At 63.3% G+C, this 13437-nt stretch carries 14 protein-coding genes; 12 read left to right on the forward strand and 2 right to left on the reverse strand.

Annotated elements, in window-relative coordinates; genetic code table 11:
* The first annotated feature begins 14 nt into the window (after nucleotides 1–14).
* From LY284_RS31810 to LY284_RS31830, 5 genes are all read left to right on the forward strand, one after another.
* Entirely contained in the window at nucleotides 15–890 is an 876-nt protein-coding gene (locus tag LY284_RS31810) for a branched-chain amino acid ABC transporter permease (protein WP_233390290.1), read from the forward strand.
* Complete coding sequence (locus LY284_RS31815; RefSeq protein WP_233390292.1) at nucleotides 883–1833, forward strand: branched-chain amino acid ABC transporter permease; 951 nt, start codon at nucleotides 883–885, stop codon at nucleotides 1831–1833. Before LY284_RS31810 ends, LY284_RS31815 begins: the two co-directional genes overlap by 8 nt.
* Nucleotides 1833–2573: an ABC transporter ATP-binding protein gene (locus tag LY284_RS31820; RefSeq protein WP_233390294.1), complete on the forward strand. Its 741-nt coding sequence runs from the start codon at nucleotides 1833–1835 to the stop codon at nucleotides 2571–2573. The genes LY284_RS31815 and LY284_RS31820 overlap by 1 nt, the downstream gene beginning before the upstream one ends.
* Nucleotides 2563–3297 carry an ABC transporter ATP-binding protein gene (locus LY284_RS31825; RefSeq protein WP_233390296.1) on the forward strand — a complete coding sequence of 245 codons (735 nt, stop codon included), beginning with the start codon at nucleotides 2563–2565 and terminating at the stop codon, nucleotides 3295–3297. Before LY284_RS31820 ends, LY284_RS31825 begins: the two co-directional genes overlap by 11 nt.
* A 159-nt stretch (nucleotides 3298–3456) precedes the next feature.
* Entirely contained in the window at nucleotides 3457–4368 is a 912-nt protein-coding gene (locus LY284_RS31830) for a LysR family transcriptional regulator (protein ID WP_233390298.1), read from the forward strand.
* A gap of 9 nt (nucleotides 4369–4377) precedes the next feature.
* On the opposite strand, the gene LY284_RS31835 is transcribed toward LY284_RS31830, so the two are convergent.
* Together LY284_RS31835 and LY284_RS31840 are read right to left on the reverse strand one after the other, a co-directional pair.
* The gene (locus tag LY284_RS31835; protein WP_233390300.1) at nucleotides 4378–5682 is read right to left on the reverse strand and encodes an MFS transporter; all 1305 of its coding nucleotides are present in this window, start codon (nucleotides 5680–5682) and stop codon (nucleotides 4378–4380) included.
* A gap of 101 nt (nucleotides 5683–5783) precedes the next feature.
* A complete protein-coding gene (locus tag LY284_RS31840; RefSeq protein WP_233390302.1) occupies nucleotides 5784–6593 on the reverse strand; it encodes a class II aldolase/adducin family protein in 810 nt (269 codons plus the stop codon).
* Between the two features lie 255 nt (nucleotides 6594–6848).
* Here LY284_RS31840 and LY284_RS31845 point away from each other — a divergent pair, with 255 nt between their 5' ends.
* From LY284_RS31845 to LY284_RS31875, 7 genes are all read left to right on the forward strand, one after another.
* Nucleotides 6849–7532: an HAD family phosphatase gene (locus tag LY284_RS31845; RefSeq protein WP_233390304.1), complete on the forward strand. Its 684-nt coding sequence runs from the start codon at nucleotides 6849–6851 to the stop codon at nucleotides 7530–7532.
* A 212-nt stretch (nucleotides 7533–7744) separates the two neighbouring features.
* Nucleotides 7745–8977: an urea ABC transporter substrate-binding protein gene (locus LY284_RS31850; protein WP_014252316.1), complete on the forward strand. Its 1233-nt coding sequence runs from the start codon at nucleotides 7745–7747 to the stop codon at nucleotides 8975–8977.
* A gap of 63 nt (nucleotides 8978–9040) precedes the next feature.
* Nucleotides 9041–9910, forward strand: a complete 870-nt coding sequence (locus tag LY284_RS31855) for a branched-chain amino acid ABC transporter permease (RefSeq protein WP_014252315.1) — start codon at nucleotides 9041–9043, stop codon at nucleotides 9908–9910.
* A gap of 9 nt (nucleotides 9911–9919) precedes the next feature.
* Nucleotides 9920–11002, forward strand: coding sequence for an ABC transporter permease (locus LY284_RS31860; protein ID WP_233390306.1), 1083 nt, complete (start codon nucleotides 9920–9922; stop codon nucleotides 11000–11002).
* Complete coding sequence (locus LY284_RS31865; protein WP_045460616.1) at nucleotides 10999–11709, forward strand: ABC transporter ATP-binding protein; 711 nt, start codon at nucleotides 10999–11001, stop codon at nucleotides 11707–11709. Before LY284_RS31860 ends, LY284_RS31865 begins: the two co-directional genes overlap by 4 nt.
* Nucleotides 11706–12413, forward strand: a complete 708-nt coding sequence (locus LY284_RS31870; protein ID WP_045460614.1) for an ABC transporter ATP-binding protein — start codon at nucleotides 11706–11708, stop codon at nucleotides 12411–12413. Before LY284_RS31865 ends, LY284_RS31870 begins: the two co-directional genes overlap by 4 nt.
* Nucleotides 12414–12425: 12 nt before the next feature.
* Nucleotides 12426–13412, forward strand: coding sequence for an acetamidase/formamidase family protein (locus tag LY284_RS31875; RefSeq protein WP_014252311.1), 987 nt, complete (start codon nucleotides 12426–12428; stop codon nucleotides 13410–13412).
* Nucleotides 13413–13437: the final 25 nt, after the last annotated feature.

Below are 13437 nucleotides of genomic sequence, written 5' to 3' on the forward strand. Positions count from 1 at the left end.
TCATCGCGAATATCATGCAGACACTCTTCCAACTCATGCTGACCGCGTTGCAGATCGGCTCGGTGTACGTGCTGTTCGCCCTCGGGCTGACGCTGATCTTCGGCGTGCTGCGCATCGTGAACTTCGCGCATGGGCAGTTCTTCACGCTGTCCGCGCTGATCGTGTCGGTCGCGATTCCGTGGCTCGTCGCGCGCGGCGTGCCGGTGCAACTCGCGTATCTCGGGGCCTTCGTCGCGGGCGTCGTGCTCGCGTCGGGCCTCGGGGCGATCGTGTTCCGCTTCGCGTTTCGCCGCTTCCAGCGCGATCTCGCCGGCTCGTTCATCCTGTCGGCGGGCTTCGTGCTGCTGTTCGAAGGCATCTTCCGCGAAGTCTTCGGCGGCGCCGTGCGCTCGGTGCCGCCGCTCGTGAGCGGCAATGTCGAGATGTTCGGCGCGACGCTCGCGGCGCAGCGGCTGATTCTCTGCGGCGTGGCCGTGGCGCTGGCGGGCGCGTTGCTGTGGTCGCTCAACGCGACGCGCATGGGCCGTGCGATGCGCGCCGTATCGATCGATCACGAAGCCGCGATGCTTCAGGGCATTCCCTATAACGCGATCGCGTTTCGCGGCTTCGTCGTCGCGACGGCGCTCGGTGCGATCGCGGGCGCGCTGATCGCGCCGGTGTCGATCGTGTCGCCGGAATTTGGCGAAAGCTATCTCGTGAAGGGCTTTATCGCCGTGGTGATCGGCGGGCTCGGATCGGTGCCCGGCGCGATTCTGGGCAGCGTGTTCATCGCGCTCATCGAAAGTTTCGGCGGCTTCTACTTCGATCCGTCGAGCGCGAATCTCGCGATCTTCGTGCTCGTCATGCTGGTGCTGCTCGTGCGTCCCAAAGGAGTGCTCGGTCATGCCTGACAAGTCTTTCTCGTTTTGCGCGCTCGCGGTGCTGGCGATTAGCGCCGCGAGCCTTCTCGCCGGCAACGGCTATGCGGCCACGCTCGTGGTGTGGTGCGCCATCGCGGCATTGAATGCGTCGAGCCTGCGCTTCGTGCTCTTGATGGGCGAGCTGAACTTCGCCACCGCGGCGTTCTTCGGCATCGGCGCCTATGTCGCGGGCGTCAGCACGACCTTGTGGGATGTTCCCTTCGCGCTGGCATTACTGCTGAGCGGCGCGCTTGCCTGCGGGATCGGCGCGGTGTTCGGCTTCATCACGCTGCGCACGAAAGGCCCGTATTTTCTGCTGATCGGCTTCGCATTCTCCGAAGTGATGCGCATCGTCTACACGCGCTCGGACTGGCTCGGCGGCAACTCGGGGATGGTCGGCATCTTCCCGCCCGCCACGTTCGGCACGGGTTTTCCGGCCTTCGTCGTGCTGATCTGCGGCGTGTTGCTGCTCGCGCTCTTCGCGATCGAAACGTCGCAATTCGGCAAGCTGCTGATCGCCGTGCGCGACAACGAGAACGTCGTGCGCTCGGTCGGCATCCGCGTGCATCTCGTGAAGATCGCGTGCTTCTGCATCTCGTGCTTCGTGACGGGCATCGCGGGTTCGCTGCATGCGTTCGCCAACAACGTCATCAGCCCGCCGGATTTCGGCTTTCTGCTCTCGACGCTGGCGCTTGCGTATCTGAAGGTCGGCGGCGAGCATCATCCGCTCGGGCCGGTTGCGGGCGCGGTGCTGCTCGTGCTGCTCGGGAGCGTGACGCTCAGCTTCGGCGCGAGCGAGCATATCTTCTACGGCGCGGCCATCGTGCTGGCGATGCTGCTCCTTCCCGGCGGCATCATGGGACTCGTGCATGGGCGCATCGCGCGGATAAAGTCGCGCCGCGCGACGCTCGTGCGTTCGAACGGAGGCGCGTGATGCAGACATCCCGAACCAAGCCGCTGCTCGAAGCGCGGGACATCGCAAGGCGTTTCGGCGGATTGCTCGCGGTCAGCGACCTGAGCTTCGAGATTCGCGAGCGCGAAGTGCTCGGGCTGATCGGACCGAACGGCGCGGGCAAGAGCACGACCTTCAACCTGATCAGCGGCTTCATCGCGCCGACGCGGGGCACGCTTGCGATCGACGGCGAGAATGTGACTGGCGCATCGCCGGAACGCATCAGCAAGAAAGGCCTCGTGCGCACGTTCCAGCATGGCAGCCTGATGAAAAGCATGAGCGTGGCGGATAACATTCTGATCGGCACGATCGGTGCGGTGCCGCGCGCCGAGCGCGTGGAGCGCGTGCGCGAGACCGCGCGTCTGCTCGGGCTTCAGGGCAAGCTCGCCGACATCGCCGGGACCTTGCCGCACGGTCTGCAACGGCTCGTGAGCATTGCCATCGCATTCGCGGCGCGGCCGCGCATTTTGTGTCTCGACGAACCGCTCACCGGTCTGAATCAGACGGAAGTCGCCGCGACGCTCGACGTGTTCGAGCGCATCCGCGACGAGTACGGCAGTTCGGTGCTGCTTGTCGAGCACAACATGAAAGCGGTGATGCAGGTCTGCGACCGCATCGTCGTGCTGCATCACGGACGCATGCTGGCGACGGGCACGCCACAGGACATTCGCCGCGATCCACGCGTGATCGAAGCCTATCTCGGAGCCGAGCATGCACATTGAGAAGAGAAAGGACGATATCGTGCTGGACGTGTCCGGCGTGTCGATCAACTACGGCGCGGTGCCTGCCGTGCGCGGCGCGAGTTTTCAGGTGCGCGGCGGACAGATCGTGACCCTCATCGGCGCGAACGGCGCGGGCAAGTCGACGCTGATGAAGTACGCGGCGGGACTCGTCACGGCGCAGGCGGGCAGCGTGAAGCTGAACGGACGGGCGCTGGACACGGCATCGGCGGATACGCGGGTTCGGCACGGGCTGTGTCTGGTGCCGGAAGGACGGCGTCTGTTCGGCAGCATGACGGTGCGCGAGAACCTGGAACTGGGCGCCTATTGCCGCGACGACGCGCGGGCGATCAGCGTCGATCTCGAACGTTGTCTCGATTACTTTCCCGATCTCGTTGCGAAGCTCGGCGCGCCCGCGGGCACGCTGAGCGGCGGCCAGCAGCAGATGGTGGCGGTCGCGCGCGCGCTGATGGCCGCACCGCGCGTGCTGCTGCTCGACGAACCCACCATCGGACTCGCGCCCGCCGTGGTCGAGAAAATCGCGCAGGTGATTCATGTGATTCGCGACACGGGCGTCGATGTGCTGCTGGTCGAGCAGAACGCGGAGGTGGCGCTGCGCATCGCGGATTACGCCTACGTGCTGGAGGGCGGCACGGTTGTGCAGCACGGCGACGCACGGGCGCTTGCGGGCGATGAGGGCGTTCAGCGTGCGTATCTCGGGATGTAGCAGAGGGCGGTGTAGGGGATCGTGGTCGCGATTCGGCGGCAAGGTCCTCGCGCCCCCGTCCACGATCTGGAACCCCATACCCGTGCAACTCCCGATATAGAAGCGCGCAGCCGCTGGCTAAGATGCCGGGTTATTCATCGCTTACCCCGCACTGCGTACATGAAGGACGAACGCCTCGTCGAAATGAGGATTTTCAAGGCCGTCGCGGAAACGGGTGGCTTCACCGCTGCGGCGCTTTTGCTCAACCTTCAGCAGCCGTATGTGAGCCGCGCGGTCTCGGCTCTCGAAAAGCGCCTCGGGGTCGCGCTGCTCAGACGCTCGACGCGCAGTCTGCAGGTCACGCAGGAAGGCAATGAGTATCTCGCGCTGTGCAAGCGCATTCTCGACGACATCGACGCCGGCGAAGCGCAACTCGCGCGCGCGGGTCAGCACATGACCGGCAGTATCCGCGTGACCGTGGCGACTTCGTTCGGCATGGATCAGATCGTGCCGCTCATTCCGGGCTTTCTGGAGCGCTATCCCGGCCTGCGTGTGCGCCTGTCGCTGTCGGACACGCTTGCCGATGTCATCGGCGAAGGATTCGATGTCGCGATCCGCATGGGAAGCCTGCAGGACTCGAATCTGGTCAGCCGCAAGCTGTGTCACCTGCAGCGCGTCGTGACCGCGTCGCCTTCGTATATCGCGCGGCACGGCGTGCCCTCCGTACCGGCGGATCTCGTCAACCACAATTGCCTGATGTGGGAGCCGCCGATGGATCATCTGAACCATTGGCCGTTCGTGGTCGATGGCGAGCGTACGTCCATGCTCATCAACGGCAACTTTCAGACGAGCAGCGGCGTGAGTTCGGTGTACATGTGCCTGGCTGGCGTCGGTATTACGCGCATGGCCGAGCACATGGTGCTTCCGTCGATTCGCAGCAACATGCTCGTGCCGCTGCTGACCGACTTCCAGCCGAACGACGAAACCGCAATCTATGCGCTGTATCCGCGCGATTCGTCGCTGCATCCGCGCGTGCGGGCCTTCATCGATCACGTGACGGAAAGGCTCAGGCGGCCGCCGTGGGCCACCTGAGCCGTCTCTTCACTGATCGTCTAGCGTCTTGGGCAGAAGCATGGTCATCGCCGCGCCGAGCACGAGAAACGCGGAGATCACGTACATGCCGACTTCTGCGTGGCCGATCATCACATTGAGCATGCCGACGAGATAGGGCGATATGAAGCCCGCGATATTCCCGACGGAATTGATGAATGCGAGCGCCGCCGCGACCGATGCGCCGACGAAGAGGCTCGTCGGCAGCGCCCAGAAGAGCGCGACGCACGAATAGACGCCCGCCGCCGCGATCGAGAGACATACCGTCGTGATGACCGGGCCTGCCGAAAGCCACATGCTCGTGGCAAGTCCCACGGCGCCGATCAGCATGAAGAGGGCGAAGTGCGCACGGCGTCCGCCGGTGCGGTCGGCGCTGCGATTCGACACAAACAGGGCGATCGCCGCCACGACGTTGGGCACCGCCGAATACAGGCCGATGGAGAACGGATCGATCACGCCGCTGCGTTTGATGAGCGAGGGCATCCAGAAGCCGAGCGCGTAGAGCCCCATGATCAGGCAGAAAAAGATTGCGCAGAACCACCACAGCTTGCGGTTGGCGAGAAACGCGCGCACGCTCGGATGATCGATCTTGCCTGCGTTCTCCGCGCGGATCTCGGCCAGCACGTTCGAGCGCTCGTCTTCGCTGATCCATCGCGAGTGCGCGGGATTGTCGTCGAGAAAGGCGAGCACGACGAACGCGAGCACGACGGCCGGAATCGCTTCGATCAGAAAGAGCCATTGCCACGCCGCCATATGCGTGTTGCCGGAGAACGCATGCAGGATGTAGCCGGAGATCGGGCCGCCAACGACGAACGCGAGCGGCGCGCCCATCACGTAGATGGACATCGCCCGGCCGCGATAGCGGGCCGGAAACCAGAGCGTCAGCAGATACATGATCGCGGGCGCGAAACCGGCTTCGGCCGCGCCGAGCAGAAAGCGCGCGACGTAGAACTGCATCGGCGTCTGCACGAAGATCATCGCCGCCGAGATGACACCCCACGTCAGCATGATGCGAGCAATCCACTTGCGCGCGCCGACCCTGCGCATGATGAGATTGCTGGGCACCTCGAAGAAGAAGTAGCCCGCGAAAAAGATGCCCGAGCCGAGGCCGTAGATCGCGTCGTCGAAACGCAGCGCGTCGAGCATCTGCAGTTTCGCAAAGCCTACGTTGACGCGATCGAGATAGGCGACGAGATAACAGATCAGCAAAAGCGGCAACAGCCGCCAGTAGGCCCGGTAGTAAGTGCGGCTCATGTCCGTCTGTCTGACGGCTTCTTCACCATATAGCGCTTCCATGCATGTCTCCCATATAGATATTTTTGAGCGCTCTCATGCGGCATGCGCGGGCGCGTTGCGACACCGCGCATGCCGCCGCCGTACCTCGAAACGCCGATGTGTCAGTCCAGGTAGTCGGGCTCCTGCTCGTTGATTTCGTAGAGCATGGTCTGGAAATGCAGCCAGCTGATGAACGAATTGCCCAGATGCCGATGCGAGTACTCCGCGAACGTCGGATCGATCTCGATCGGGCGCGATTCGGTCGCGTCCATCAGCAACTGCATCTTGCAGCAATGATCCAGCGCGATGAAAGTCCACACGGCATCGTCGATACTGTGACGGCTCGCGGTCAGCAGCCCGTGATTCTGGTGAATGATGGCCTTGTGCTCGTTGAAGGCGCGCGCGATCGGATTGCCCGATTGATCCGCGACCGGCACCTTGCCCGCGCCGTCGCGCACGACCGTATGGCTGCCGTAGAACATGCACGCGTCCTGCGTCACGTAATCGAGCGGCTTGCCCATCGCGGCCCAGGCGTCGCCGTCGACGGTATGCGCGTGGCACGAGCCGATGATGTCGGGATTCTCCGCATGAATCGCCGAATGCAGCACATAGCCTGCGCGATTCACCGCGTACTTGCCTTCGATCACCGTGCCGGCATGATCGACGAGCACCAGTTGCGATGTCTTCGTGCGCGACCACGGCACGCACATCGGATTGGTCCAGAAAAGCTCCGGATGCTCGGGATCGCGCACCGTCAGATGGCCTCCGAAGCCAAAGCTGAAGCCGTGACGAGCGAATATCCGGCACCCGGCCGCGAGATGCTCCTTGCGATAGCGGCGTTCCTCGGCGGAACTCGAGAACGTCGGTTCTTGCGGAAAAATCAGATCGTCCTGTGTCGGGCTGTAGATCGAGTCCTTGGCGTCCATCAACATCGGCGTGTCTCCTCGTGAAGGTATGGAGTGCCAGTATAGAAGCGGACTTTCCGCGGATTCAGGGGCCATCCGGAATAGGTTCTATGCAGCCGTCAGCGTGCGCGATGCATCTCCGAACCGCTGTATCGCCCGCCGATTCTCGTCCCTGCGGAAGTGGCGTGCGGCGTGATAGGCTGCACTCTTCTCGCGGCAATCGCACGGTCGACACGCACGCGAGCGACAGATACCCGCGCACACACAAGGACAAACAAGGCTGTGATAAAGGCAATTCTGTGGGACATGGACGGCACGCTCATCGAGAGCGAGTCGCTGCATCTGGCCACGCTCGTCGAGGCGCTCGCGCATCACGGGGTGCAGGCGGGCGATGAAATGCATCCGTTCGTCTTCGGCAAGACCGGGCGCGAAGTGCATGCGCTCGTTCGCGAACGTTTCGGGATTGCGGTCGATTTCGGCGAATGGTCGGCGTTTCGCGCGCGGGCCTATCTGAACGGCGCGCAGAGGCTCGCGCCGCGTCACGGCGCGCTCGAGGTGTATCGCGCGGCGAAGGCGGCGGGCATCACGCAGGCAATCGTATCGAACGCGTCGCGCATGCTGCTCGAAGCGAATCTGCGCGCCCTCGGCATCGAAGAGCCTTCGCTCATCACGGTCAGCGTCAACGACGTGCGTCACGGCAAGCCCAGCCCCGAGCCGTACGAACGCGCGGCGTGGCTCCTGCGTCTCGCGCCCGAAGAGGTCGTTGCGGTCGAAGACAGTCCGACCGGCGCGGGCGGCGCCATCGCTGCGAACATGCGTGTGATCGGCTGGCCCGTCGATGACGAAGCCGCCGCGCTCTTTCCTTCCGAAGCGCAGATCGTGCGGTCGCCGGATGAGCTGGCCGCGAAGCTCGGACTCGACGCGTTCTCGATGTCGATCGACCCGTCGCTTCAACAACGCCGCTGACGATCGTGCGATTTCGACCCTCCGGCGATTTTTGACGACCGTTGACAAGCAAAAATTTGACGCATTAGACTTGGCTCCATACCTCGCGGCCTGACAAAGATGTCCGCCCGAGGACCCGGCACAGAAGCCCCCTGACGAACCCGCGGTTCGTCAGGGGGCTTTTTTTTGTCCGCGTTTTTCCCCGTTGCAGCCCTCATTTCTGGAGAATCCGCATGTTGCTGAAGCCGTCGGGCTGGATGCGTCTCGCCCTTACCGCAGGACTTGCACTGACTTCGCTCGCATCGAGTGCCGCCGATCCCGTGAAAATAGGCCTGCTGGAAGATGCCTCGGGAAACTTCGCACTGGCGACCATTCCGAAGATTCACGCCACTCAACTTGCAGTCGATGAGATCAACGCCAAGGGCGGCATCCTCGGACGGCCGGTCTCGCTGATCGCCTACGACACGCAATCCGACAACACCAAGTTCCAGGAACTCGCGCGGCGTCTCGTCCAGACCGACAAGCCCGATGTGATCTTCGGCGCATTCTCCAGCGCGTCGCGCGAAGCGATACGGCCGATCATGGATCGCGCGCATCAGCTTTACTGGTATGACAACCAGTACGAAGGCGGCGTGTGCGACACCAACACGTTCGTCACGGGCGCCGTCCCCGAGCAGCAATTCTCGACGCTGATCCCGTGGATGATGCAGAAATACGGCAAGAAGGTGTACACCATCGCCGCTGACTACAACTTCGGGCAGATCTCCGCCGAGTGGGTGCGCAACATCGTCAAGGAGAACGGCGGCACGATGGTCGGCGAGGAGTTCATTCCGCTCTCCGTATCGCAGTTCGGCCAGACGATCCAGAACATCCAGAAGGCCAAGCCCGACTTCGTGGTGACGCTGCTGGTCGGCGCGAACCAGGCGTCGTACTACGAGCAGCAGGCGTCGGCCCATCTGAATCTGCCGATGGCGAGTTCGGTGAACGTCGGTCAGGCGTATGAACACAAGCGCTTCAAACCGCCTGCGCTAAAGGACATGTACGTGACGGCGAACTACGTGGAAGAGGTCGACACGCCTGCCAGCAACGACTTCAAGAAGCGCTTCCACGCGAAGTTCCCGAACGAGCCGTACATCAATCAGGAAGCGGCGAACGCGTACGACGCCATCTATCTCTACAAGGCCGCCGTCGAAAAAGCCAAGACGACCAATCAGGATGCGGTGCGCAAGGCGCTCGAAACCGGCATCTGCACGGAAGGCGCGCAAGGCAAGGTCTGTATCGATCCGAAGAGCCATCACGCGAGCCACACCATTTACCTCGTGCATGTGAAGGACGATCACTCGGTCGATATTCCGAAGGTCTGGGACGACGTCCAGCCGTACTGGCTCGGCAAGGTGGGCTGCGATCTGCCCAACAAGCCGGATCATCGCCAGTACACGCCGTCGAACCTGCCCAAGAAGTCCTGATCCGGGCGTCGCGCGCTCGCTGACAGGGCGAGCGCGCGTCAGCCTTTTGAACGTGGAGCATGCATGGCGACCTTTTCGGTTCTCTATTCGCTCGTCTATCAGTTCGGCGACAGCTTCGCCTATCTGGTCCTCGCGGCGCTCGGTCTCGCGGTGATCTTCGGCATGATGGGCGTCATCAATCTCGCGCACGGCGAGTTCATCATGTGCGGCGCATACGTGACGATCATCGCGGCCAAGCGCGGCTTGCCGCTGCCTCTCGCCATGCTGCTCGGCGCGCTCGCGGCGGCGCTCGCGGGCGTGGTGATCGAACGGCTCGTCATTCGTCACCTGTACGACCGCTTGTTCGATTCCGTCGTGGCGACGTGGGCGATCAGCCTCATCGTGCAACAGACCATGCTGCTCGTCGCGGGACCGTCGATAGAAGGCATCGGCACGCCGTTCGGGTCGTTCTCGCTCGGCGACTATTCGTTTTCGACGTATCGCGCCGTGCTGCCAGGCATCGCGCTGGCCATTCTGTTCGCGCTTTATCTGCTGTTCTTCAAGACGAATTACGGGGTCTGCGCCCGCGCGACGATCCAGAACGCCAACATCGCGCAATGTCTCGGCCTGCGCACGGACCGGCTCTACACGCTGACCTTCGCGCTCGGCGCGGGGCTCGCGGGGCTGACCGGCGCGCTCTATGCGCCGACCATGACCGCCGTGCCGACGATGGGCAGCAACTTCATCGTGCAGGCGTTCGTGTCGGTGGTCGTCGGCGGCGCGAACGTCATCGCGGGAACGACGCCCGCTGCGGCGGTGCTCGCCGTCATCCAGACTGCGCTCACGGCGTCGTACGGCCAGTTGTTCGGGCAGATCGGCTTGCTGGTCACGGTCATCGTCGTGATCCGGCTGATGCCGCAAGGGCTCGGCAATCTCTTTTCCCGTGCGCGCTAGGAGGCCAACGTGAAGCAAACGAAAGCGCCTTCGCAGCACTCTCCGGCGAGCGTCACCTCTCGCGCGGCGCAGTACGTGCCCTGGCTCGTGGCGCTCGTGCTTCCGCTCGTCGTGGACGCCACCACGAGCGGCAATCTCGCGTACTGCCTGTTATGGGCGTTCGGCGCCGTTGGCCTCGCCGCGATGTGGGGCTACGGCGGCATCCTGTCCTTCGGGCAGACCGCCTTCTTCGGACTGGCCGGCTACAGCTATGGCATCTTCACGCTCAACTATGGCGATGCCTGGTTCGATTCCTGGCTCGGTCTCGGCGCGGGGCTGGTGGTGAGCCTCGTCGCGGCGGCGCTGATCGGCTACATGATCTTCTATGGCCGCATCAAGGGCGTGTTCATCGGCATCGTCACGTTGTCCGTGACGCTCGTGCTCGAAACGTTCATGTCGCAGACGGCCGGTCCGCAATGGGCGATCGGCGAAGCGCGCCTGAACGGCTACAACGGCATGGGCGGCATGCCGCCGCTGACGATTCCCTGGCCGGGCGGACCGCTCACGCTGGAGAACGCGAGCTTCTACTACCTCGTGCTGATCCTCTTGATCGTCGTCTATGCGGCGATGCGCAAGCTGCTCGACGGCACGTTCGGCCTCACGCTCATCGCCATTCGCGAGAATCCGCAACGCGCCGAGATGCTGGGCGTCGATATCCGGCGGCATCAGCTTCTCGTCTTCGTGCTCGGTTGCACGCTCGGCGGATTGTCGGGCGCGCTGTACACGATCTGGGGCTCCTACATCACGCCCTCGACGATGGGCCTGACCTCCGCCGCCATGCCCGTCATCTGGGTGGCGACGTCGGGCAGGAAGAGCATCGGCGGGACCATCCTCGGCACCGCGCTGCTCGTGTGGCTTTCGCAGAATCTCGCGGTGTACGGCAGCCAGTACGCGCTTATCCTGCTCGGCGCGATCCTGTTGATCGTCGTGCTGGCGGCGCCAGAAGGTCTGCTGCCGTTCGTCACGCGGCAATTGCGGCGCCTGCAGGGCCGCGCGGGTCAGGGCGCGCATCGCGGCGGCGCATGTCTCAAACGCGAGGAGGGCAAGTCATGACCACGCTGCTTGAAACGCGCGGACTCAAGAAGCACTTCGGCGGCGCGCACGTCATCAACGGCATCGATTTCAGCATCGATGCCGGCGAGATCCGCTGCGTGATCGGGCCGAACGGCGCGGGCAAGAGCACGTTCTTCAAGCTCATCACGGGAGAACATCGGCCGTCGGAAGGCAGCGTGATGTTTCTCGGCCAGGACATGAGTCATGTGCTGCCGCACGAACGCATCCGCATGGGCATGAGCATCAAGTTCCAGATTCCCGGCGTGTTCCCGGATCTGAGCGTGCGCCAGCATTTGCAGTTGTCGCTGCATCGCGCGAAGGACGACCGGCCCGAAAGCCTCGATGAACTGTTGCAGCGCTTCATGCTGGAAGACGAGGAGCATGTGCTCGCGCGCAATCTCTCGCACGGCAAGAAGCAATGGCTCGAAATCGCGATGGCGGTGTCGCTGCGCCCGAAGCTGCTGTTTCTCGATGAACCCGTCGCCGGCATGTCCGTGGAGGAAACGCATGCGACCGGCGAGCTCATCAAGCGTCTGTCGGCCGCGGGTCTGACGATGATGGTGGTCGAACACGACATGACCTTCGTCAAGCAGATCGCGTCGCGCGTGACGGTGTTGCACGGAGGAAGCCTGCTCGCCGATGGTCCGCTCGACGAGATCCTCGCACGCGACGATGTCGCGGAAGTCTATCTGGGGAAGAAGAAATGAGCGCGTTGCTTCAGGTGTCGGGCGTGGAAGCGGGGTACGGCGGCGGACGCGTGCTTAACGGCGTTTCGCTGAGCGTCGGGCAGGGAGAAGTACTGGCGCTGATCGGGCGCAACGGCGTCGGCAAGACGACGCTCATGCGCGCGTTGATCGGTCTGATCGGTCTCGATGCGGGGAGCATCGAACTCGATGGCGAATCCATCGGCCACGAAAAGCCGTATGTTCGCGCGCAGAAGGGCATGGGCTACGTGCCGCAAGGCCGCGAGATCTTCGGCGCATTGACGGTTGCGGAAAACCTGCAGGTCGGCGCGCAGGCGAATCGCGCGCAGGCGGCGCAGATGAAGGACAAGGTGGTCGGCTACTTTCCGATCTTGAAGCAACGCTATCAGCAGAAAGCGGGAACCATGAGCGGCGGCGAACAGCAGCAGCTTGCAATCGCGCGGGCGCTGATCAGCTCGCCGAAGGTGGTGTTGCTCGATGAGCCGTCCGAAGGCATTCAGCCATCGATCGTCGATCTGATCGGCGAGACGCTTCAGCAGATTGCGCGCGAAACGGGCATCGGCGTGGTGCTGGTCGAGCAGGACATGGGGATGGTCGAACGCATCGCGACGCGCTGCTGCGTGATGGACAAGGGCCGCATCGTCGATACGCTGAGCCCCGCGCAGCTCGCGGAGGAAGACTTGATTCGCCAGTATCTGGCACTGTGACGGAGACGAAGCATGAAATGGCTTGAAGACTCGATCATGATGAAGCGTGGCGTGGGCGCCGATCGTGAGCCGGTGGAGCATCACCTGACCGAGGAAATGCAGAAGACCTATCACTACACGATCGGGCCGTACTCGCAACCGGTCCTGCACGTGAAGCCCGGCGATCGCGTCGTGGTGGAAACGCGCGATGCGTTCGAAGGCAAGATCAAGGAGGAGACGGACAAGCCGTCGGAAGTGCTGCAGGTGCCGTTCCTCAATCCGCAGAACGGGCCGATCATGATCGAAGGCGCGGAGAAGGGCGACGTGGTCGCCGTGTACATCGAAAAGATGGCGCCGCGCGGCGACGACCCGCACGGCTTCTGCTGCATGATTCCGAACTTCGGCGGACTGACGGGCACGGACTACACCGCGCTTTTGAACGAGCCGCTGCCGGAAGTGGTGCGCAAGATCAAGATCGACGAAGAGAACGTGTACTGGAGCAAACGCAACACGCTGCCCTACAAGCCGCATATCGGCACGCTGAGTCTTTCGCCCGAGATCGATTCCATCAATTCGCTCACGCCCGACAATCACGGCGGCAACATGGACGTGCCCGACATGGGGCCGGGCAGCATCACGTACTTGCCGGTGCGCTCGCCGGGCGGGCGGCTCTTCATCGGCGATGCGCACGCGTGCCAGGGCGACGGCGAAGTCTGCGGCACGGCCGTCGAATATCAGAGCACGACGACCGTGCGCGTCGATCTCATCAAGAAGTGGCAGATCGACTGGCCCCGGCTCGAAAACGAAGATGCGCTGATGAGCATCGGCAGCGCGCGCCCGCTGGAAGACGCGACGCGCATCGCGTACCGTGAGCTGGTGTTGTGGATGGCCGCGGAATACGGCTTCGACAAGTGGGACGCGTACATGATGCTGAGTCAGGTCGGCAAGGTTCGACTGGGCAATTTTGTCGATCCAAAATACACGGTTGGCGCGATGGTCGCCAAGCACTACCTCAAATAACGCGTCGGTCAGACGAATCCAGAGC

Source organism: Caballeronia sp. PC1 (assembly GCF_021353155.1).
GTDB classification, from domain to species: Bacteria; Pseudomonadota; Gammaproteobacteria; order Burkholderiales; family Burkholderiaceae; genus Caballeronia; species Caballeronia cordobensis.